Below are 21,744 nucleotides of genomic sequence, written 5' to 3'. Positions count from 1 at the left end.
TATTAAATCATAAAATTCTTACTTTGTTAAAATTTGAAATTTAGGCCAGCGCGTAATGTGGTGCCGTTGAACCCAAATTGATTTACTTCCCAAGGATATTTAAAGCGCCCTCCTAAATCAGTAACAACATCACCTTTAGTGATAATTTCGTCAGGGTAAACATTTAATAAGTTGTTTACACCTATGTTTCCACTTATTTTACTTGAGAAATTGTAATTGAAAATTAAATCAGTAATAATTTTTCCAGAGAAAGTTTGATCTTTGTCAATATCCGTGGCATGTTGCCAGGTTACTTCGCCAAAATAGGTATTGTTCAATACGACGGTCAGGTCTTTAATAGCATAATCTAATCCTAACAAAACTTTAGACTTAGGTCTAGCTGAAATAATTCTAGATTCTTCTTTTCTGTTGAATATATCGTAATTGTTTTGTGCTAAAAGGGTAGGAGTGTTAATTTCTCCGTCAATTTTAGTTTCATTGAAATTAGCAGAAAGTGTTGCATTTAAATAACCGCCACCTAAAGAAATGTCCTTATAGGAAGCAACTAAATCTACTCCGTTTGTGGTGGTATTTACAGCATTTACAAAAAATTTGAGGCTAGTGATAGAATTGTCTATTAATATTTGTTCTACAGGATTTGTGTTTGCATCATCACTATCAAACCCTATCTCTCCTGTAAAAAGTACTCTGTCGTCCATTTTTACATTGTAGTAATCCAATGCTAAAGTGAAGTCATTGGTTACTTTATAAGTAAGTCCGGCAGAAATATTTTTAGAAGTCTCTGCAGTTAACTGTGGCACACCTAGTCCGTCTCTTATTACAGGATCAACGTTATTAAATGTTCCTTGGTTAGATATTGTATTTCCAGAAACCAATGTTTGTACATTGCTTAAATAGATTTGATGAAGTGAAGGAGCTCTAAATCCAGTACTATAAGAGGCTCTTATAGCCCCTTTACTTTCGCCAAATAAATACCTAGAGCTTACTTTCCAAGAACTATTGCTGCCAAAATCACTGAAATCCTCAAATCTGATGGCGCCACCAATTAAAAAAGCTTCCGTGATATCCCATTCAGCATCACCATAAACACCAAAATTATTTCTTTCGGCAATAACGGCATTAGACGGCTGTAATCCTGGAAATGATTGGGCTCCTCCTAAAACGTATGATGCCGTATCTCCTGCTTTAGCGGTAAAGCGTTCTTCACGGACTTCCGCACCAAAAGCAATATTGAAATCGCCAAAACCTCTAGAGAAATCTAAATTGCTTAATGTATTGCTAAAAGTATACGCACCAACATCAAATGAGGTAGGGCTACTTGCTCCTAAAGCAGGGTTTAGACTATTGCTCACTGTATAATCTACTGCATTTCTACCATAGGTTCCGCTTAAGTCTACATTAAAGCCTAAAAATTTAGTTTTTATACCTATAGTAACATTATTGTCTCTAATATCAGTTTCAAACGAAGGTTGAAAACCATCATAAGGTTGGTTTTCATCATGTAGCAGGTTAAATGGGTCTCCCACCCAATATGGAGCTCTGTAAAGCGCAAAGCTTTTACCTGTTCTATAGGTTAGGCCACCGAAAGTGTAAAACTCTCCATTCCCATTTTTAAATGGGACGCCAGCATTGAAAAATACATCAGCGTTTTTCATTTCTGGTTGACCGATAGTCATTCCTAAATCTGGATTTGCAGCTAACCAGTCTCCCCATGTAGGGTCATTTGCCGCGATTCCAAACAGAGAATCTTCTCCAGGAGTTCCTGCTCTGTTTGTAGATTCTTGTTCATAGTATCCTAGAGTGAAATTTAAATACCCACCGTTGTCACCTATATTTATTGAAGAATTCAAATCTGCTCCAAAATTAAAGCCATCACCTTCTGTAGTTATTCCTGTATTGATATTTATAGTAGTATACTCTACATTTTTTTTCAAAACCATGTTGATTATTCCTGCTATAGCATCAGAGCCATACTGTGCAGAGGCTCCATCTCGTAATACTTCTATGCGTTCAATTGCTGCGGAAGGAATACTTTTTAAATCAACACCAACTTCACCTTTACCAGGGGTATCATTTATATAAACTAATGCACTTTGGTTTTTTCGTTTTCCATTTATTAGCACCAAAGTTCTGCTTGGTCCTAAGCCTCTCAAGTCTGCAGGATCAAAATGGGCAGTTGCATCTGAAACGGTTTGATTCGTAGAGTTGAAAGAAGGTACTTTATACGTAAGCATCTTATCTACGGTAGGTTGCCCGGTATTTTTAAGTTCCGAAACACCAATATTATCTATAGGTACGGCAGATTCAATTGCTGTTCTAGGCTTAGAACGATTACCTACCATGATAATCTCATCTAGTTGTTCTCCTTCGTTTAAACTTACGTTTATAGTATTTCTTCCTGCTATTTTTTGTTCTGTAGTATTGTAACCAATATAGCTAAAGACTAGTGTGGCATCATCACTAACTGTGATCGTGTAGTTGCCGTCAAAATCTGTTGTTGTTCCATTTGTGGTACCTTTTTCGATAATATTAGCACCCGCTAAAGGAATACCGTCCTGGTCTACAATTTTTCCTGAAACAGAATTTTGAATGACTAAAAAACGTAAAGAAGTATTTACTTTTTTTGATGTGCCAACTTCAACTTTTTCAAGAATACTTCTTTCTATCTCTTTTCCATAAACAGCATAGTACTTATTTCCTAGATATTCAAAATCAAAACTAGTCTTCTCTTCAAGTTTAGTTAGAATTTTATCTAAACGATTATAATTGTACTCTTCAGGATTTAATGAAGAGCCCGAGAGTACTTCTGGGTTATAGGTAAAGTAAACTGTGTGTTTTTTACTTAGTTCATCTAGAAAAGCCACTAAGGCAATTTTAGCATCTTCACTTTCCGTTTTAATAGGATCATTTGCAGTAGCATAATTTATTTGTGCTACTAGAAAAATGAATAGAAGCAGTGTTTTAATTGGAGTTCTCCCGTTCATAATAGTGAATTTTAATTATTGATAATTAGTAAGTTATTGTCTATATGATGTATTTTAATTCCCGCAGATTTTTCTATAGCTTTAATGCAGATGTTTAAATTACCGTTAGGTATTCCACCTGTAAGTGTTATTTTTTTTGATTTTTCATCTTCAAATTCTGTCGTTACGCCGTAAGAGTTTTCTAAGTAATGCATCACCTCAAGTAATGAGATGTTATTAAAAACAAATGTTTCTTCTCTCCAGAAAGAATAGTCAAGATTAGAATTGATAATTTCATGTGAGAAAAGATCGTTTTTATTTGAATAGGTGGCAATTTCACCAGGTTTCATTTTTTTTCTTGAACCATTTTTCAATTCTAATTGTATAGATCCTTCGTCTAATAATACCTTCGTTTTTTCGTCTCTCGTATTCACATTAAAATGCGTCCCAAAAACCTCAACTTTAAGATCGTTGGTGGTTACCCAAAACTTGGCTTTAGTAGAAGGTTTAGATTTTACCTTAAAATAGGCTTCACCTTGAAGTAATACATTTCTAGGATTTTCTTTATCATATTTTAATTCTGAATTTCCATTTAAAACAACTGTAGTGCCATCAGATAATGTTAAGTTTATGGTCTCTCCAAATCCTGTTTTTTGAACTACGTAAGTTTTGTTTTCTTGTAAATTATAAAATAGAATAAGTAGGGTTGCTATAAAAAAGCTAGCCCCAGCTAAAACGTATTTAGATACGTTTGATTTTTTTCTAGGAATATCAATTGCTGCTTGGTCTGTATTTATTTTAGCTAATACATCATTCAGTTTAGCTTCAATAAATTCTGGCTCAAAAGTATTATCCTTAAAATTGATTCCTAAAATAATGTCACGAGCAGTAAATACAATTTCTGCATAATCAGAATTGGCCTCAATCCATTTGTTCCAAAATGTTACATCATTTCTATTTCTTTTGTACACCCAATTTTTAAATGAAGTGTCTTCCAAAAGATTCTCTAACAAATGTTGCTTACTCTCTTCCATGCTTTAATTTGTATAACCAATTATGCTGTTACACTTATAAAGAGAGGAAAGGTTGAATTATATACCCTATAAAATTGAAAAATAAACAAATTATTTTCTCAAAATAGCCGAAAGCATATTGTTTTCAATGGTTTTTCTGATTTTTGAAAAAGCTTTTTGAAGGGTATTTAGAACACTTTGATAAGAAATATCCATAGAGGTAGAGATATCAGACATGGATAATTCGCCATAATATTTTAAATAAATAACCTCTCTTTCTCTAGGGGAAAGGGTATTCAATATTAAGGTGATGGAGTTTGTTTGCACAAAAGAAATTTCTTGATGAATCTTTAATTCTTCAGGAGAGAATTCAAAATTAGATATATTCTCAGTATCTGAATTTAAGTCTGTAAAATTACGCTCCTTTTTAAGTGTGCAGAAAAGAGCTCTTCTGAATGAAATAAATAAGTAAGCTTTAATATTTTTCACTTCTCCTATAGTATTTCTATTATCATGAAGGTAGATAAAAAACGCTTGAAGGCAATCTTCTGTAATACATGAATTGTTACAGAGCTTTATACCATAATTATAAAGTGAAGCGTAGTACTTTTTAAACAATAAAGAGAATGCATTAGTGTCCCCTTGTAAAAATAGAGACCATATGATTTCTTCGTTATTTAAAGACATAAAAATTTTTTGTTTGAATTTAAAAGTATAACATTAAGGTTGAAAAAAGGTTAAATTAGCAAAATAAATGATGATTTATGTATTTAGCAGCTAAAACATTATTGATTTCTCTAATTAGCGCGCTAAATGTTTAGCATTTATTAATGTTAGTTGTAGTGTTTTAGTTTAATGGTAAAGATTATATTTGCACTTTCTTAAAATAAAGAACTGATGAAAGCAGGAATTGTAGGGTTACCAAACGTGGGGAAATCCACACTATTTAATTGTTTATCGAATGCAAAAGCACAAAGTGCGAATTTTCCTTTTTGTACGATAGAACCAAATATAGGTGTGGTGAATGTTCCGGATCCGAGATTGCAAAAATTAGAAGAGTTAGTAGATCCTGAACGCGTATTACCTGCTACTGTAGATATTGTAGATATTGCAGGTTTGGTAAAAGGAGCTAGTAAGGGTGAAGGTTTAGGGAATCAGTTTTTAGGAAATATTCGTGAAACGGATGCTATTTTGCATGTGTTACGTTGTTTTGATAATGATAATATAGTACATGTTGATGGGTCTGTAGATCCTATTAGAGATAAGGAAACTATTGATATGGAGTTGCAGTTGAAAGATTTAGAGACTGTAGATAAGAAACTAGAAAAAGTAAAAAGAGCTGCTAAGACAGGTAATAAAGAAGCTCAGAAAGAAGAAGCGGTGTTATTGGCTATAAAAAAAGGACTTGAAGCGGGTACTTCTGTTAGGGCAATAGCTATTTCTAAAGAAGATCATAGTGAGTTTGTACATCCTTTACAGTTTATTACAGATAAACCTGTGATGTATGTTTGTAATGTAGATGAAGAAAGTGCTGTTAACGGTAATGCTTATGTAGAAAAAGTAAAAGCAGCTGTGGCACATGAAAATGCAGAAGTTATTTTCTTAGCGGTAGGAACAGAAGCAGATATTACAGAATTAGAAACCTATGAAGAACGTCAAATGTTCTTAGAAGATTTAGGGCTTTCTGAGCCTGGATCAGGTAAATTAATACGTGGAGCTTATAAACTGTTGAATTTAGAGACTTATTTTACCGCAGGTGTTAAAGAGGTCCGTGCTTGGACTATTCCTGTTGGGGCTACTGCGCCTCAAGCAGCGGGAGTTATTCATACTGACTTTGAGAAAGGATTTATCCGTGCAGAAGTCATCGCTTATGATGATTATGTGGCTCATGGTAGTGAAGCAAAAGTAAAAGAAGCAGGTAAAATGCGAGTAGAAGGTAAGGAGTACATTGTTAAAGATGGCGATGTAATGCACTTTAGGTTTAACGTATAAGCCCCCTTTTGAGTATCGTATTTTCTAAGCTAATCGAGTTTAAAAGAGGGTAATCTCTTTTAAATTTGTTTAGATGTTTAAGAATTCGTCGTCAACAAGCTTAGGAATTATAGTTGCAATTTTAGGAGTAGTCTTATTTTCTGCTAAAGCGGTTATTGTAAAACTTGCCTATCAATATAAGGTAGACTATTTAACGCTTTTATTTCTGAGAATGGTATTTTCTTTTCCATTCTACTTGGTAATAGCATTTTGGAAAAAACCAGCACATCCAGAAGTAATCAAGAAAATTGATTGGTTCTGGTTGTTCTTTTTTGGATTCATTGGTTATTACTTAGCCAGTTTGTTTGATTTTATGGGGCTGCAATATATTAAAGCAGGTCTAGAACGCATCATATTATTTGTATACCCAACCATTGTTGTACTTATTTCTTGGTTAGTTTTTAAAAAGAAGCTGAGTAGAAATCAATGTATAGCACTTTTAATCACCTATATAGGAGTTCTTGTTGCATTTTGGGGTGAGATAGGTTTAAAAGGGGAAGGTGCAATTTTAGGAGGATTCTTAATTTTATTGAGTGCCATCACATATGCATCTTACCTTGTTGGGAGCGGTTGGTTAATTCCGAAGTTTGGAACACTTCAATTTACTTCGTATGCAATGATTGTGTCTACTATCGTTGTTGTTATTCATTATTTAATTAAAGGAAATTACCAACTTTTTGAGTATCCTAAGGAAGTATATTACTTAGGGTTTTTAATGGCTATTTTTTGTACTTTAATACCTTCGTTTTTGGTTTCCGCAGCAATTGAGCGACTAGGAGCATCAACATTTTCTATGTTTGGTAGCTTAGGACCAATAGCAACAATTTTGTTGGCTTTTGTTTTTTTAGATGAACGGGTTACTTTCTTGCAGGCAATTGGTATGTGTATCGTTCTTTTTGGTGTAACTTTGGTTGCCTTTAATAAACGTAAAAATAACGTAGTCTAAAGTTCTGATTGTAAATAATTATTTTTTATAAAAAGCAAAATCCATTTTATTTAATTTGAAATAATGGAACTATCAACAAAAACTTATTTGTTATTGTTGATTACTTTCGTTTCAGGAAGTTTTATCTTTCAATTACACTTGTTATATTAGCAACACTTTCGAAGAAACCCCAATCATGTCAGAAAATACAGATTATACAGAAGATAATATCCGTTCACTCGACTGGAAAGAGCATATTCGTATGCGTCCTGGTATGTATATTGGGAAGTTAGGCGATGGTTCTTCCGCAGATGATGGTATTTATATTTTATTGAAAGAAGTAGTAGATAACTGTATCGATGAATTTGTAATGGGTTCTGGTAGAACTATTGACATCACTATAAAAGACAACTTAGTAGCTGTTCGTGATTACGGTCGTGGTATTCCTTTAGGTAAGGTGGTAGATGTAGTCTCTAAAATGAATACTGGTGGGAAGTATGATTCTCGCGCCTTTAAGAAATCGGTAGGACTAAATGGGGTAGGTACAAAAGCAGTAAATGCGTTGTCTACTTTCTTTAAAGTAGAGTCTTCTAGAGATAACCAATTAAAGACGGCGGAATTTCATCAAGGAAATTTAGTTCAGGAAGAAGGTCCAGGTGATACTTCAAAAAGAAAAGGAACTAAGGTGTCTTTTATTCCAGATGAAGTTATTTTTAAAAAATACAAGTATCGCAATGAGTATATAGAGCGAATGCTCAAAAATTATGTCTATCTAAATCCAGGGTTGACTATCGTTTTCAACGGTGAAAAGTTTTTTTCTGAAAACGGATTAAAAGATCTTTTAGAGGACAATAACAACATGGAAGATATGTTGTATCCTATTATTCATTTAAAAGGTGATGATATAGAAGTTGCAATAACACACAGTAAAACCCAATACAGTGAAGAGTATCATTCGTTTGTAAACGGCCAACATACTACACAGGGTGGTACGCACCAGTCCGCATTTAGAGAAGCGATAGCTAAAACTATTCGTGATTTTTATGGTAAAAGTTATGATGCTTCTGATATTCGGAAGTCTATTATTTCTGCAATAGCCATTAAAGTGATGGAGCCAGTTTTTGAAAGTCAGACAAAAACAAAATTAGGTTCTACCGATATGGGAGGAGAGTTTCCTACGGTAAGAACATACATCAATGATTTTATAGGGACAAAGCTAGATAATTACCTGCATAAGAATCCGGACACAGCAGAAAAGCTTCAGCGTAAGATTATGCAGGCCGAAAAAGAACGTAAAGATCTTTCTGGAATTCGGAAGCTAGCAAGAGATAGAGCTAAAAAATCGAATTTACATAATAAAAAACTACGCGATTGTCGTGTACATTTAGGAGATATTAAAAACAACCGGTATTTAGAAAGTACTTTGTTTATTACAGAGGGGGATTCTGCATCTGGATCCATTACAAAATCGCGTGACGTAAATACGCAGGCTGTATTTAGTCTTAGAGGGAAACCTTTAAACTCTTATGGAATGAGTAAAAAGATCGTTTATGAAAACGAGGAATTTAACTTATTGCAGGCAGCCTTGAATATTGAAGATTCAATGGAAGATTTACGTTATAATAAAATTGTCATAGCAACAGATGCTGATGTCGATGGTATGCACATTCGTTTGTTATTGATTACATTTTTCTTGCAGTTCTTTCCAGAATTGATAAAAGAAAACCATTTGTATATTTTACAAACACCTTTGTTTAGAGTTAGAAATAAAAAACAAACTTTTTACTGTTATAGCCCTGAGGAGAAAAAAGCAGCAATGGAAGCTTTGTCTGGTAAACCAGAAATTACCCGATTCAAAGGTTTGGGAGAAATCTCTCCAGATGAATTTCAACATTTTATAGGTGAGGATATTCGTTTAGAGCCTGTAATGTTAGATAAATCAATGTCCATCGAGGCGTTGTTAGAGTTTTATATGGGTAAAAATACACCAGACCGCCAAAAATTTATTATAGAAAATCTTAAAGTAGAGTTAGACCTTATAGAGGATAACTAATTATAAACCAAAATAATACGATTCTTTCTGCATGGAAGAGAATGAAGAGCTTAACGAAGAACATTTAGAGCCTCAAGATAACCAAGAGAATGCCCAAGATTCCTTAACGAAAGTTACAGGAATGTATAAAGATTGGTTCTTAGATTATGCCTCATATGTAATTTTGGAGCGTGCGGTACCAGCAATTGAAGATGGTTTTAAACCAGTTCAAAGGCGTATTATGCATGCGTTAAAAGAATTAGATGATGGGCGCTATAACAAAGTAGCGAATGTAGTAGGACATACCATGCAGTATCACCCACATGGGGATGCTAGTATTGCGGATGCTATGGTGCAAATTGGTCAAAAAGATCTTTTGATTGATACACAAGGGAACTGGGGTAACATTCTCACAGGAGATAGTGCTGCGGCTTCACGTTATATTGAAGCGCGGTTGTCAAAATTTGCATTAGAAGTTGTTTTTAGTCCTAAAATTACAGCATGGCAATCCTCTTATGATGGTCGTAAAAAAGAACCTACAAATTTACCGGTTAAGTTTCCGTTGCTTTTAGCACAAGGAGCAGAGGGTATTGCGGTGGGTTTGTCTACGAAAGTATTGCCTCATAATTTTATTGAATTAATAGATTCTTCGATAAAACATTTAAAAGGTCAGAAATTCACCATTTTCCCAGACTTTCCAACGTCAGGAATTATAGATGTAAGTAACTATAATGACGGCATCAGAGGTGGGAAGATTAGGGTTAGGGCAAAAATATCTCAATTAGACAAAAGTACGCTGGTTATTAATGAGATACCTTATGGTACTAACACTTCTTCTTTAATAGATTCTATCTTAAAAGCTAACGAAAAAGGTAAAATAAGGGTTCGTAAAATTGAAGACAATACTGCGGCAGATGTTGAAATATTAATTCATCTACCTCCAGGTTTGTCACCAGATAAAACTATTGATGCCTTATATGCTTTTACGGCATGTGAATCTTCAATTTCACCGCTAGGGTGTATTATTGAGGATAATAAACCTTTATTTATAGGGGTTACAGAAATGCTTCAGCGTTCAACGGATTATACGGTAGAACTATTAAGGGCAGAGTTAGAAGTGCAATTAAGAGAGCTTGAGGAGCAATGGCATTTTGCATCACTAGAGCGAATCTTTATTGAAAATCGTATTTATCGAGATATTGAAGAGCAGGAGACATGGGAAGGTGTAATTAAAGCTATTGATGATGGTTTAAAACCATACATTAAGCATCTTAAACGTGCTGTTACCGAAGAGGATATTACACGCTTAACGGAGATTCGTATAAAACGTATCTCAAAATTTGATATTGATAAAGCACAACAGCTTATTGATAGTTTAGAAGAAAGAATAGCAGAAGTAAAAAATCATTTAGCACATATCATTGATTTCGCGATTGATTATTTCAAAAATTTAAAATCGAAATATGGCAAAGATCGTGAGCGTAAATCTGAAATCAGGATTTTTGATGACATCGAAGCCACGAAAGTTGCAATAAGAAATACAAAACTATACGTGAATCGTGAAGAAGGCTTTTTGGGTACTTCACTAAAGCGCGATGAATATGTTGGTGATTGCAGTGATATTGATGATATTATTGTAATGACTAAAGCGGGCGAAATGATGATAACAAAAGTAGATTCTAAGACTTTTGTGGGTAAAAACATCATTCATGTCGCTATATTTAAGAAAAAAGACAAGCGTACCATTTACAATATGGTGTATAAGGATGGTAAAGGTGGGCCTAGTTACATCAAAAGATTTTATGTTACGGGAGTTACGCGTGATAAAATGTATGATTTAGTGAATGGAACTCCTAATTCTGAAGTTTTGTACTTTTCTGAGAATCCAAATGGAGAAGCGGAAGTGATCTCTATTTTATTGCGACAAGCTGGTAGTATTAAGAAGTTAAAGTGGGATATTGATTTTGCTGATATTTTGATAAAAGGGAGAGCTTCAAAAGGAAACATCGTAACAAAATACCCGGTGAAGCGCATCGAGCTAAAAGAAAAAGGTGTTTCTACCTTAAAACCTCGTAAGATTTGGTTTGATGATGTAGTGAGGCGTTTAAATGTGGATGCAAGAGGGGAGTTATTAGGGGAATTTAGAGGAGAAGATAGGCTTTTAGTAATTACTCAGAAAGGATTTGTTAAAACCTTCTTGCCAGAAATGACAATACACTTTGATGATGATATGATTGTTCTGGAGAAATGGATTCCAAATAAACCGTTGTCTTCTGTTTATTATGAAGGCGAAAAAGAGCGGTATTACATCAAACGTTTCTTGGTGGAGAATGAAAACAAAGAGGATTTGTTTATCTCTGAGCATCCTAAATCTGTTTTAGAAATAGTCTCTACCGATTGGCGACCAGTTTTTGAAATTGAATTTTCAAAACAACGCGGCAAGGATCAAAAACCTAATCAAACAATTGATGTAGAAGATTTTATAGCTGTTAAAGGAATAAAAGCTTTAGGTAATCAAGTAACTGCAGATAAGATAAAAAATGTAGATGCCTTAGAGCCTTTGGAGTATATAGCCCCGGAGCCAGTAAAAACAGCTGATGTTACAGTTGTAGCTAAAGAAGGTGCTGTTACGAACGAAGAGTCAGAAGAGTCGCCAGAAAAAAAGAATGACGATGGTGAAGATGACGGTTTTCCGGCTAGCCTATTTTAAATAGAATTTATTTTGAAGAAATTTTTTCAAGAATTTAAGAGTTTTGCTATTAAGGGCAACTTAATAGATATTGCTGTTGGGGTGATCATTGGGGCTGCTTTTAATAATGTCGTGAATGTGTTGGTTAAAAAGATTATTATGCCACCGCTCTCGTTATTAACAGAAGGTGTTAATCTTCATGAGAAAAAGTATGTTTTAAGACCAGCAACAGGTGTAAGTGATGAAGTAGCAATAGGTTATGGCGAGTTAGTAGAAGTTTTAATAGACTTTGTAATCGTCGCGTTTACTATTTTTATTGTTGTAAAAGGCTTTAATAGATTTAAAACAAAAGCCCAAGATCCTAAAAACAAGAATGTAGAAACACCACGAGAAATAGAGCTTTTATCTAACATGGAAAAGCTTTTGCAAGAACAAAACGAATTGCTTAAAAAAAAGTAAGTCAAAAAATTTAAATGTTAAACAAAGTGTGCATTCACTAGGAATAGTAGTATTTTTGACAAATTAAAATTTTTAAATGGAATTAACGAATCCTCTAGTTTACGGTGCGCCGTGCTTTATTATCTTTATTTTATTGGAACTTACCTACAGTAAAAATCACGATGAACATCACGATTTGTACGACTGGAAAGATCTTTTTGCAAGTGGTTTCATGGGGGTTGGTTCAGCGATACTAGCAGCACTTTTAAAAGTTGTTTCTGCCATAGTTATCTTCACTTATGTGTTTGAGTTATTTAATCCTGCAGTAAATGGCGTGAATGTAAATATTTTAGGCTATGAATCTTTTGGCTATGTTTGGTATGTATGGTTGCTTTGTCAATTAGCAGACGACTTTACATATTATTGGTTCCATAGAGCTAATCATGAAATAAGAATATTATGGGCCGCTCATATTGTTCATCATTCATCAGATAACTTTAATTTAGGTACTGCGGTGCGTAATGGGTGGTTTACACTTTTATACAAGCCATTGTTTTATATGTGGATGCCAGCAATTGGGTTTAAACCAGAAATGGTAGTTTTTTGTTTAGGAATAGAGGCGTTATGGCAATTTCAACTTCATACGGTGTTACTTCCTAAGCTTGGTATCTTTGAAAAATTTATGAATACACACACCATGCATCAAGTGCATCACGCACAGAATGTGGAATATTTAGATAAAAACCATGGTGGATTTTTAAATATTTTTGACAGGATGTTTGGTACTTGGTTGCCTTTAGATGATAGTATTGATGTGAAATACGGGGTTATTCACGCACCGAGCTCTAACAATCCAATTGTTATCCTGACACATGAATTTAAGGATATCTGGGTTGATATGAAGAAATCGCCAAAAATATGGCACAAGCTTATGTATATATTTGGTCCTCCGGGTTGGAGTCACGATGGGAGTACATTGACGGTTAAACAGCAGCAAAGATTGTTTAAAGACCACGAAAGTAAAAATTCGAAAGTAGCTTATAGTAGGCCTAACTAATTGACAGAGAACATAAAATAAAAAAAGGCCTTACATGGATTTCCATGTAAGGCCTTTTTTGTTTTGAAATGGATGTAGATTGAGAAACTAGCATTTCTGTGACAAACAGCAGTCTGTATTTTCAATTTCATGTTTTTTATTAAGGGAATACTATGAATGGTTGCATCGGTTTGAAAATAGAGGTCCAGAATTTCAATTTTTATAACTTAAGGAGGTATTCTTATGTTTATTTAAAAGGGCCTTAATTAGGTTCTCTATTTCAGTTTCTAGGCTCAAGTGAAAAGGAGTCTAGGCTTATAATTATTAAAAAAGCTTATTCTCTCTATTTTAAACGATAATAAGGCGTTCTAAGGTCTTATTTAGTAGTTAACAATGAATCTTATTGTAAAAAACCAGTCTAGTGAGATAGGTGCTTAAAAATAGTACTAGCTCTCCTTTTGATAATAGCTAAGATGAAGTGTCTCGGTAGACTTCATTCTTTTTTTTGTGAAGCCTGAATAAGAAAAATAAAAACAAAGAGTGTGTAGCGAAGAAAGTGGACTTAAACGTTGTGTTTAAATAATTGATATTTATGTATAACGATTAGCCTTATTTAAATTTTCAAAATGAATTCAGAAATTTTATTAGTAAGGAAACAACGGAAGAATAAACTCCGCTTAGTCTGTTTTTACTGCGGTTCCTTTAGATTTGTGGCTTTTGCCAACTACACCATATTCAAATAAGTAGGAATCTTTTGTAGTCGATAGTATTTTATAGTGAATGGGAGTTTGGTTGTCGCTGGGGGTTAAGATAAATTCACAGTCATTTAACCATCTTACAGCAGCGGTATCTATTTTGTTATCATATCGTTCAATACTGTATTGATCGGTTCTTGTAAATGAACTGATCTTTTTCTCGCCATTAACGGTGTATTCAAAAGTAAAATCACCTGTCTTAAATGATTTACAATCACGTTCTGGCTGGTAGCAAGCGCTTAAAATAAAACAAAAAATCAACCCTAAAAAAAATCGTGTTCCCATAGGTGCAAATTAAAGAAATTTTGTTGGGATGTACTAGGGTAGATGCTACTTAAAAGTTACATCAAAGCTGATAGGCTTCAAAACTTCCATCGTCATAAAATAAAACAACTTTTTCAATTACTTTTTTTCCATCGCGTTTTTTTTCAACAAGCTTTTCTTTAAATTCTAAAGGAAGTTGTGGTGGGGCAATTGGAGCTTCTGCTTTTTCTGGCGTAGGTTTTTTAACTTCAGGAGTTGGGGTTGGAGGAGGTGCAACGGGTGTAGCTGAAGGTGGTGCAGGTTGCTTTTCTGGCTTGTGAGGAAAACTGCCTTTTCCGTTTAAGAACCAATAAAGGTTTACTTCAGGATAAGCATTCACAACTTTCATCACAAATTCCAAACTTGGCTTGTTTCTGCCAGAAAGTAAATGGGATATACTAGAACGTTGAACGGATACTTTATCTGCAAAAACAGCTGCTGATAATCCGTAATAATCCAGTATTTTCTCTAGTCTTTTTATAAATTCTTCCGAGTTTACCATTGTAAACAATATTTATGTGATGTTACAAATGTTACAACGGTAAACAAATGTGTTTTTCACTGGTTTTTAGCTAATTATATTAAATAAATACTCTAGTTAACAAGGGTTAAATGTCTGAAATATTGATTTATAGGCTGTTAACATTGTATTTCCTTATATTCTGCCGTTTTGTAAGTTACAATTGTATTATTTAAGATGCAAATATACTAAAATACTGTTTACAAATGTAAATTATACGGTATACAATTGTAAATTATTAAGGTCTTACTTTTGTAATCCAAATGAAGCAAATTATATGGTAGATTTTATAGCATTACATGACTCTTGTAGGGAGCCTACTGTGCAAGGAAGGTATGTAACAAATAACATGGTATTTCCTTTTTTAGACCGCTTAGAGGGGCAATTTAAAATCGAAGTAATCGGGAGATCTGTTTTAAACAAAGAGATCAAATCAGTAACTTTTGGGACAGGGAAATACAAAATTTTAATGTGGTCTCAGATGCATGGTAATGAATCTACCACCACGAAAGCAGTGTTGGATTTTTTTAATCTTATAGACTCCAATTCAGATGTTGCACAATATCTTTTGACATCATGTACTTTTAAAGTTATTCCTATTCTCAATCCTGATGGTGCAGAAGTCTATACCCGAATTAATGCCAATGGGGTAGATTTGAACAGAGATGCTCAAGATAGGTCTCAACCTGAAAGTAATGTCCTTAGAGCTGCTTTTGACTCTTTTGTACCTGATTATTGTTTTAACTTACATGACCAACGCACAATTTTTAACGTTGGGGTAACTTCAAAACCTGCTACAGTTTCATTTTTAGCACCTTCTCATGATGAAGAACGCAGTATTTCTGAGACTAGAGGAATAAGCATGCAATTAATTGTGGCAATGAACAAAGAGCTTCAAAAATACATTCCTGGGCAAGTAGGTAGGTATGATGATGGCTTTAATGCTAATTGTGTGGGAGATTCTTTCCAAATGCTTAATAAGCCTACTGTATTGTTTGAGTCTGGTCATTTTTCTAACGATTACGAAAGAGAGGAAACTAGAAAGTTCATTTTTTGTGCTTTAGTTGCAGGTTGTCAGGCTATTGCAGCGCAAGATATAGCAGCATATCCTCAGGCAGACTATTTTGAGATTCCAGAAAATGGAAAATTATTTTATGATATTCTTATAAAAAATGCCGATTTTGTAAATAAAAGCTTACAAAACGGAACTGATATTGGGATTTTGTTTAAAGAAACCCTTGTCTCAGGTGTATTAACATTTGTTCCATATATTGAAAAAACGGGAAACTTGAGTAATTTTTATGGTCATAAAACATTTAATTGTCTGAATAATAAGGATATAGAAGAGTTAAAGGGGATGAAAGAGGTATTTGACTTAATTAAAAAAAAATGAATATTTTTTTTTAATACTACTAAAAGATTACGTTTTTGTTAAAATTATATAAGATTTATTGAATTTAATTTCTTTATTCGTTACTTTTGCCTCAAATTATAGTATAGAATGGGAAAAGTTAAGTTAGATGAAATAGACCACCAGATTCTGGATATGTTAATTGACAATACCAGAACTCCTTTTACAGATATTGCAAAGAAACTTTTGATTTCTGCAGGTACGGTTCATGTACGTGTTAAGAAAATGGAAGAAGCAGGGATCATAAAAGGTTCATCATTGACATTAGATTATGTGAAACTTGGATATGCTTTTATAGCATATGTTGGTATTTTCTTAGAGAAAACACATCAAACAAAATTTGTTTTGGAGCGTTTAAATCAGATTCCGAATGTAACCGTAGCGCATATTACTACTGGTAAATTCAATATCTTCTGTAAAATTAGAGCTAAAGATACAAATCATGCCAAAAACATCATTTTCAAAATAGATGATATTGATGGTATTAGTCGCACAGAAACGATGATTTCTTTAGAAGAAAGTATCAATGATAAGAAACGATTGATGCATACCATTTTTAACGAAATGTAAAAGCGTAAAGTACAATTTATCAAATCAATCCCATTGGAAACATTTTTCATTGGGATTTTTTAATTTCTAATTATGAAAACATCAGAATTACTTAAGGAAGATTACAATCCGTATTACCAGACCTATATTCTAGCTTTAGGTGAGGTCAATTTGAAAGAAGAATTGATAGAAGGTTTAGCTAAGTTTGAAAAATTTGCAGCTGAAATTCCTGAAGAAAAACTAAACTATGCATATGCTGAAGGAAAATGGACAGTAGCCGAAGCACTAGTGCATATAATTGATACGGAAAGAGTATTTCAATATAGAGCCTTGTGTTTTTCTAGAAATGATAAAGCATCTTTTCCGGGTTTTGAGCAAGATGATTATATACTAAATGCTAACGCAGGTAATAGGAGTAAGAAAAGCTTATTAGAAGAATTTACGGCAGTGCGTAAATCTAGTATTGCGTTATTTAATTCGTTTTCAGAAACAGACTTGCAAAAGCGGGGGGTTGCAAGTGGTTCATCCATGAGTGTAGGAGCGGTTGGTTTTATCTTATCAGGGCATTTAAACCATCATAAACGAATTTTAGAAGAAAGATACCTTTAATCTAAATCTTCTTCTGTTTCGTATTCATTTTTAAAAACATGCTCATGAATTTCTACTTCAGATTCTTCATTGGCTAAATTTTTGGGCTCAGTAGTTAACTCTTTCTCGATGTTATCGTCAAAATTGGCGATGAAATTAGAAAGGCTCTTGCTAATTTTTACGAGATAGATGATATCTTGTGTTTTTACCTGTACAGCTTCTATTAATTCGCCATGCATGTTTTTAAACGCAATGATGTCAGAATCGCCATAACCATGAGGATAACTTTCAATGAGTAAAGCAGCTACTTCGTGACTTAATTTTTTGTAATCTACAATTTTACGTAACATAGTTTGGTTGGTTTTTGATTATATACCTAAACTATACATTTTTAGTTCTTCTCTTAATTAAGAGTTGTAGCCTGCTGATTTTTAGTAGGTGTAACCATTAATTTTTGTAGTAAGAGAAAGATTCTTCTAATAATTCTTGTGAAACTTTCACGTCAATTTCAGGTTCTCCTATCTTTTTTAAGAGTACAAAATTGATATTACCATGAGAATTCTTTTTATCAAACTTTAGTAATTTTAAAATAGCCTCAATATCTTCAGGACTAAAGTCTATTTTTGGATAGTTGCTTAAAAAAGTAGATTTAATATCTTCTAGTTCGTCTTTTGGTAAACCTGTTAGTTTATAGGAAATATACCCTTCTAATATCATTCCAATTGCAATAGCTTCACCATGTAGAAGTAATTCATGCTTTGGGTTTTCTAAAAAATAAGACTCTACAGCATGACCTAAGGTATGGCCGTAGTTTAATATTTTTCTAATATTTTGTTCTGTTGGATCTAGAAGTACAACTTCATTTTTAATGGTAACAGAGTGGTAGATAAGTTTGTCAATATTCTCTAAAGAACTTAAGGCTTTTAGTTCATTCCAGTACAATTGATCCTGGATTAAACCATGCTTAAGCATTTCAGCAAATCCGCTTTGCATTTGACGTTCTTCTAAGGTTTGTAAAAAACTAGATACAACGAGTACCATTTCTGGTTGATTGATGACCCCAACTTGGTTTTTTAAAGCTCCTAAATCTACACCTGTTTTTCCTCCAACGGAAGCATCGACCATAGACAATAATGTGGTTGGTACGTTTATAAAGTTAATTCCTCGCTTAAAAGTAGAGGCAACAAAACCTCCAAGATCGGTAACAACTCCGCCACCCACGTTAATCATGACACTTTTTCTATCCGCATCTAATTCGGATAACACTTCCCAAACTTGGGTGCATGTTGCTATGTTTTTGTTAATTTCTCCTGCTTCAATTTCAATGACTTCAAAATCATAATCTCCATGTATTTCGGCCATAAAAGGAGCTAAACAGAAGTTATGGGTATTTTCATCAACCAAAATAAAAATTTTCGAATAATTAGCTTTGCTTAAATGCTCGTTTAAACGAAGGAAGGCAGTTTCATTAAAATGAACAGCGTAAGATGATGAAGTGATAGAAATCATTACTATGTGTTTTTATGGTGTAACCCATTCTTAATTTTTCTTAAACCTATTTTATTCAATTTAAGCTGAGTTATTTATTGTAAATATGCTGCAAAATAAAGACTATTTTTAGTTTTAAGAATACAATTGGAGTAGTTATATTTGATTCGTTAATAAATTATTAGAAATGAAATCTATTTTTGAGAATACCGCAACGGCTTTTGCATTAAAAACGGATGCCGAGTTGGAGCGTGCTTATTTTTTATTTAAAATGATATCAAATGAGCCTCTTGTTCGTATTGGTACGGCAATGACAAATTTTGCAATAAAGGCTAAGTTACCTGTAGAAGGGTTGATAAGGGCAACTGTTTTTGATCATTTTTGTGGCGGAATTAGCGAAAAAGATTGTTTGCCAGTCGTAGATAAATTATTTACAAAAGGGGTTAGTTCAGTCTTAGATTATTCCGTAGAAGGAAAAAATACTGAAGATCCTCTAGACGAGGCGCTACAAATGATTTTGAAAGTTTTGGATTTTGTGAAAGAGAAAGAAGCAATTCCGTTTGCCGTATTTAAGCCTACAGGGTATGGTAGGTTTTCTTTATTTCAAAAAAAGACGGAAGGAAAGCCTTTTACGGATAAGGAACAGGAAGAATGGAATAGAGTAGTGGCGCGTTTTGAAAAAACGTGTAAAAAAGCGTATGACTTAGATGTTGCGCTTTTAATAGATGGTGAAGAAAGTTGGATGCAAGGTGCAGCAGATGAGCTTGCAGAAGAAATGATGCGTAAATATAATAAAGAGAAAGTTGTCGTGTACAATACTTTACAGCTGTATCGTTGGGATCGTCTTGATTATTTAAAAGACTTGAAGGAAAGAGCGGAACGTGATGGGTTCAAAATAGGAATGAAACTAGTTCGTGGTGCTTACATGGAAAAAGAGAATGAAAGAGCTTTAGAGAAAGGATATCCTTCTCCAATTTGTGGTTCTAAAGTAGCAACAGACACGAATTATGATACCGTTGTAGCTTATATGATTGAAAATTTAGACAAGATGTCTATTTATATGGGTACACATAACGAGGAGAGTTGTTATAAGATGATGGATTTAATGAACCATAAAAATCTAAAACCAGATCATACTAGTATTTGGTTTGGACAGTTATATGGTATGAGTGATCATATATCTTTTAATCTTGCTGCAAGTGGCTTTAACGTATCTAAATACTTACCCTTTGGCCCCGTTAGAGACGTTATGCCCTATTTAATACGAAGAGCAGAAGAAAACACCTCGGTAGCGGGGCAAACCAGTCGCGAATTAAATTTACTTAAGATAGAACGTAAGCGCAGAAAAATATAAGAACTAACTTATTTAATATTTTCAATGACAATTTTGGTGGGGCAATTGGTAACAGTTAATGTTTTCATTGCTCCACTTTTTTGTTCGTGTTCTATACTATAGGTTTTACAAGGTTTAGATTTTGTATCACTATGTTCAAAATCGACTTCACCATCTGTAAAAAAAGATTTAATTTGAATAGAATCTATCTCTCCTGCTTGCACCATTCTGGTAACTTCATCGGAATAGGAGTATGATTTTGATCTAAGATCTTTTAGTACCCGACAGTTAGGAAAGTAACAGAATTCAGTACCCGTTTCTTTGGCTTTGTTTTTTAAGAAAACTGCTAAAAAAACTAGACCGATTGATAAGCCGAATAAAAAGAAGCCTAATCGTTTTAAAAATGACATAAAGTAGAATTAAAAAATAAGAAAATTAATATCGTTGTAAGAAAGGTCAAACCATTCGCCAACAGTTTTATTGGTAAGTATTCCTCGGTAAAAATAAAGTCCGTTTCTCAAACCTTTATCAAATCGAAGTGCGTTTTCTACGCCACCATCTTCTCCAATCTTCAATAAGTACGGCGTAAAGATATTACTAATAGAGATGGACGCTGTTTTTGGGTATCGAGACGGAATATTGGGTACAGCATAATGAACTACGCCATATTTTTCTAAAGTAGGTTTATCGTGACTAGTCACTTCACTAGTTTCAAAGCAACCGCCCATATCAATACTTACATCTATAATTACCGCACCTTTTTTCATATGCTCTACCATGGTTTGTGATACAACTACAGGAGCTCTATCTTTTCCACGGGTAGCGCCAATTGCAACATCGCATCGTTTTAGCGCTTTGAGTAAGTTTTTTGGCTGAATGGTAGACGTATATACGGTTTGCCTTAAGTGTGATTGTATGTTTCTAAGCTTGGTAATGGAGTTATCAAATATTTTAACATTTGCACCTAAACCAATTGCGGAACGCGCTGCAAACTCTCCCACGGTGCCAGCACCTATGATAACAACTTCTACTGGTGGAACGCCGCTAATATTGCCAAACATGAGTCCGTTTCCTTTATTGGTATTAGACATTATTTCCGAAGCAATAAGCACCGAAGAAATTCCAGCAATTTCACTTAAAGAGCGTACCGCAGGGTATTTGCCGTCATCATCCATGATGTATTCAAAGGCAATAGCTGTTAACCGCTTTTTGGCAAGCGTTTCAAAATATTTTTTAGACTGTGTTTTTATTTGAAGCGCAGAGATAATGGTTGTTTGCGGATTCATTAATTCTAATTCCGCTAATGTCGGTGGTTCTACTTTTAATAGAATAGAGCAACCGAATACTTTTTTAGTATCTCTAGTAATTTCTGCACCTGCATTGGTGTATTCTATATCTGTAAAATTAGCCCCTTCGCCAGCTCCTGCTTCCAAAAGTACGCGATGTCCGTTTGCGGTAATCGCATTTACGGCATCGGGAGTTAAGCAAATACGTTTTTCTTGGTATTGATTTTCTTTAGGAATTCCAATGAAGAGTTCTCCTTTTTGGCGTAATACTTCAAGGGTTTCTTCTTGCGGAAGTAACTGTTGTTTGCTAAAGGGCGACGTTGGTTTATCCATTTGCTGTAAATATAAAAATTAGTCAATGAAAATTGACAAACTAGCACTATT

Annotated in this window: 19 protein-coding genes; 10 read left to right on the top strand and 9 right to left on the bottom strand. The window is 33.9% G+C overall.

Annotation, left to right across the window (positions count from 1 at the left end):
- Window positions 1–26: 26 nt before the first annotated feature.
- The 3 genes from GQR94_RS21875 to GQR94_RS21865 all read right to left on the bottom strand — a co-directional run bounded on the left by GQR94_RS21875 (window position 27) and on the right by GQR94_RS21865 (window position 4,663).
- A complete protein-coding gene (locus GQR94_RS21875; protein WP_158979226.1) occupies window positions 27–2,984 on the bottom strand; it encodes a TonB-dependent receptor in 2,958 nt (985 codons plus the stop codon).
- A gap of 11 nt (window positions 2,985–2,995) precedes the next feature.
- On the bottom strand, window positions 2,996–3,997 hold the full coding sequence (locus tag GQR94_RS21870; RefSeq protein ID WP_034665828.1) for a FecR family protein: 1,002 nt from the start codon (window positions 3,995–3,997) through the stop codon (window positions 2,996–2,998).
- 90 nt (window positions 3,998–4,087) lie between these two features.
- Window positions 4,088–4,663, bottom strand: coding sequence for an RNA polymerase sigma factor (locus GQR94_RS21865; protein WP_158979224.1), 576 nt, complete (start codon window positions 4,661–4,663; stop codon window positions 4,088–4,090).
- Window positions 4,664–4,873: 210 nt separating this feature from the next.
- On the opposite strand from GQR94_RS21865, the gene ychF reads away from it, so the two are divergent.
- The 6 genes from ychF to GQR94_RS21835 all read left to right on the top strand — a co-directional run bounded on the left by ychF (window position 4,874) and on the right by GQR94_RS21835 (window position 13,148).
- Complete coding sequence (gene ychF, locus GQR94_RS21860; protein ID WP_158979222.1) at window positions 4,874–5,968, top strand: redox-regulated ATPase YchF; 1,095 nt, start codon at window positions 4,874–4,876, stop codon at window positions 5,966–5,968.
- 73 nt (window positions 5,969–6,041) lie between these two features.
- A complete protein-coding gene (locus GQR94_RS21855) occupies window positions 6,042–6,953 on the top strand; it encodes a DMT family transporter (RefSeq protein ID WP_158979220.1) in 912 nt (303 codons plus the stop codon).
- A gap of 175 nt (window positions 6,954–7,128) precedes the next feature.
- Window positions 7,129–8,985, top strand: a complete 1,857-nt coding sequence (locus tag GQR94_RS21850; protein ID WP_158979218.1) for a DNA topoisomerase IV subunit B — start codon at window positions 7,129–7,131, stop codon at window positions 8,983–8,985.
- A 31-nt stretch (window positions 8,986–9,016) separates the two neighbouring features.
- Window positions 9,017–11,674: a DNA gyrase/topoisomerase IV subunit A gene (locus GQR94_RS21845; RefSeq protein WP_158979216.1), complete on the top strand. Its 2,658-nt coding sequence runs from the start codon at window positions 9,017–9,019 to the stop codon at window positions 11,672–11,674.
- Between the two features lie 12 nt (window positions 11,675–11,686).
- Window positions 11,687–12,112 (top strand): large conductance mechanosensitive channel protein MscL, encoded by a 426-nt coding sequence (mscL, locus tag GQR94_RS21840; RefSeq protein WP_158979214.1) that lies wholly within the window; start codon window positions 11,687–11,689, stop codon window positions 12,110–12,112.
- A 76-nt stretch (window positions 12,113–12,188) separates the two neighbouring features.
- Window positions 12,189–13,148, top strand: a complete 960-nt coding sequence (locus GQR94_RS21835; RefSeq protein WP_158979212.1) for a sterol desaturase family protein — start codon at window positions 12,189–12,191, stop codon at window positions 13,146–13,148.
- A 656-nt stretch (window positions 13,149–13,804) separates the two neighbouring features.
- Here GQR94_RS21835 and GQR94_RS21830 read toward each other — a convergent pair.
- Together GQR94_RS21830 and GQR94_RS21825 are read right to left on the bottom strand one after the other, a co-directional pair.
- Window positions 13,805–14,167, bottom strand: a complete 363-nt coding sequence (locus tag GQR94_RS21830; protein WP_158979210.1) for a hypothetical protein — start codon at window positions 14,165–14,167, stop codon at window positions 13,805–13,807.
- Window positions 14,168–14,228: 61 nt separating this feature from the next.
- A complete protein-coding gene (locus GQR94_RS21825) occupies window positions 14,229–14,687 on the bottom strand; it encodes a helix-turn-helix transcriptional regulator (protein ID WP_158979208.1) in 459 nt (152 codons plus the stop codon).
- A gap of 295 nt (window positions 14,688–14,982) precedes the next feature.
- Here GQR94_RS21825 and GQR94_RS21820 point away from each other — a divergent pair, with 295 nt between their 5' ends.
- From GQR94_RS21820 to GQR94_RS21810, 3 genes are all read left to right on the top strand, one after another.
- A complete protein-coding gene (locus GQR94_RS21820; RefSeq protein WP_233268548.1) occupies window positions 14,983–16,098 on the top strand; it encodes a M14 metallopeptidase family protein in 1,116 nt (371 codons plus the stop codon).
- Window positions 16,099–16,206: 108 nt separating this feature from the next.
- Entirely contained in the window at window positions 16,207–16,686 is a 480-nt protein-coding gene (locus tag GQR94_RS21815) for an Lrp/AsnC family transcriptional regulator (RefSeq protein WP_013552876.1), read from the top strand.
- Window positions 16,687–16,758: 72 nt separating this feature from the next.
- Complete coding sequence (locus GQR94_RS21810) at window positions 16,759–17,274, top strand: DinB family protein (RefSeq protein ID WP_158979206.1); 516 nt, start codon at window positions 16,759–16,761, stop codon at window positions 17,272–17,274.
- Here the strand turns inward: GQR94_RS21810 and GQR94_RS21805 are convergent.
- On the bottom strand, window positions 17,271–17,603 hold the full coding sequence (locus tag GQR94_RS21805; RefSeq protein ID WP_158979204.1) for a hypothetical protein: 333 nt from the start codon (window positions 17,601–17,603) through the stop codon (window positions 17,271–17,273). The two genes, GQR94_RS21810 and GQR94_RS21805, sit on opposite strands and share 4 nt — an antisense overlap.
- Before the next feature lie 97 nt (window positions 17,604–17,700).
- Entirely contained in the window at window positions 17,701–18,762 is a 1,062-nt protein-coding gene (gene aroB / locus GQR94_RS21800; protein WP_158979202.1) for a 3-dehydroquinate synthase, read from the bottom strand.
- A gap of 166 nt (window positions 18,763–18,928) precedes the next feature.
- On the opposite strand from aroB, the gene GQR94_RS21795 reads away from it, so the two are divergent.
- Entirely contained in the window at window positions 18,929–20,095 is a 1,167-nt protein-coding gene (locus GQR94_RS21795; RefSeq protein WP_158979200.1) for a proline dehydrogenase family protein, read from the top strand.
- 8 nt (window positions 20,096–20,103) lie between these two features.
- Here GQR94_RS21795 and GQR94_RS21790 read toward each other — a convergent pair whose 3' ends face one another.
- Complete coding sequence (locus GQR94_RS21790) at window positions 20,104–20,484, bottom strand: DUF4258 domain-containing protein (protein WP_158979198.1); 381 nt, start codon at window positions 20,482–20,484, stop codon at window positions 20,104–20,106.
- Window positions 20,485–20,493: 9 nt separating this feature from the next.
- Entirely contained in the window at window positions 20,494–21,693 is a 1,200-nt protein-coding gene (locus tag GQR94_RS21785; protein WP_158979196.1) for an alanine dehydrogenase, read from the bottom strand.
- Between the last annotated feature and the right edge of the window lie 51 nt (window positions 21,694–21,744).

The organism is Cellulophaga sp. L1A9 (assembly GCF_009797025.1).
Lineage (GTDB): Bacteria > Bacteroidota > Bacteroidia > Flavobacteriales > Flavobacteriaceae > Cellulophaga.
This window is presented reverse-complemented; position numbering and strand designations above follow the sequence as displayed.

Coding starts and splice junctions, on each gene's coding strand:
- GQR94_RS21875 (WP_158979226.1), bottom strand. CDS start 2,984: ATGAACGGGAGAACTCCAATTAAAACACTGCTTCTATTCATTTTTCTA.
- GQR94_RS21870 (WP_034665828.1), bottom strand. CDS start 3,997: ATGGAAGAGAGTAAGCAACATTTGTTAGAGAATCTTTTGGAAGACACT.
- GQR94_RS21865 (WP_158979224.1), bottom strand. CDS start 4,663: ATGTCTTTAAATAACGAAGAAATCATATGGTCTCTATTTTTACAAGGG.
- ychF (WP_158979222.1), top strand. CDS start 4,874: ATGAAAGCAGGAATTGTAGGGTTACCAAACGTGGGGAAATCCACACTA.
- GQR94_RS21855 (WP_158979220.1), top strand. CDS start 6,042: ATGTTTAAGAATTCGTCGTCAACAAGCTTAGGAATTATAGTTGCAATT.
- GQR94_RS21850 (WP_158979218.1), top strand. CDS start 7,129: ATGTCAGAAAATACAGATTATACAGAAGATAATATCCGTTCACTCGAC.
- GQR94_RS21845 (WP_158979216.1), top strand. CDS start 9,017: ATGGAAGAGAATGAAGAGCTTAACGAAGAACATTTAGAGCCTCAAGAT.
- GQR94_RS21835 (WP_158979212.1), top strand. CDS start 12,189: ATGGAATTAACGAATCCTCTAGTTTACGGTGCGCCGTGCTTTATTATC.
- GQR94_RS21830 (WP_158979210.1), bottom strand. CDS start 14,167: ATGGGAACACGATTTTTTTTAGGGTTGATTTTTTGTTTTATTTTAAGC.
- GQR94_RS21825 (WP_158979208.1), bottom strand. CDS start 14,687: ATGGTAAACTCGGAAGAATTTATAAAAAGACTAGAGAAAATACTGGAT.
- GQR94_RS21820 (WP_233268548.1), top strand. CDS start 14,983: ATGGTAGATTTTATAGCATTACATGACTCTTGTAGGGAGCCTACTGTG.
- GQR94_RS21815 (WP_013552876.1), top strand. CDS start 16,207: ATGGGAAAAGTTAAGTTAGATGAAATAGACCACCAGATTCTGGATATG.
- GQR94_RS21810 (WP_158979206.1), top strand. CDS start 16,759: ATGAAAACATCAGAATTACTTAAGGAAGATTACAATCCGTATTACCAG.
- GQR94_RS21805 (WP_158979204.1), bottom strand. CDS start 17,603: ATGTTACGTAAAATTGTAGATTACAAAAAATTAAGTCACGAAGTAGCT.
- aroB (WP_158979202.1), bottom strand. CDS start 18,762: ATGATTTCTATCACTTCATCATCTTACGCTGTTCATTTTAATGAAACT.
- GQR94_RS21795 (WP_158979200.1), top strand. CDS start 18,929: ATGAAATCTATTTTTGAGAATACCGCAACGGCTTTTGCATTAAAAACG.
- GQR94_RS21790 (WP_158979198.1), bottom strand. CDS start 20,484: ATGTCATTTTTAAAACGATTAGGCTTCTTTTTATTCGGCTTATCAATC.
- GQR94_RS21785 (WP_158979196.1), bottom strand. CDS start 21,693: ATGGATAAACCAACGTCGCCCTTTAGCAAACAACAGTTACTTCCGCAA.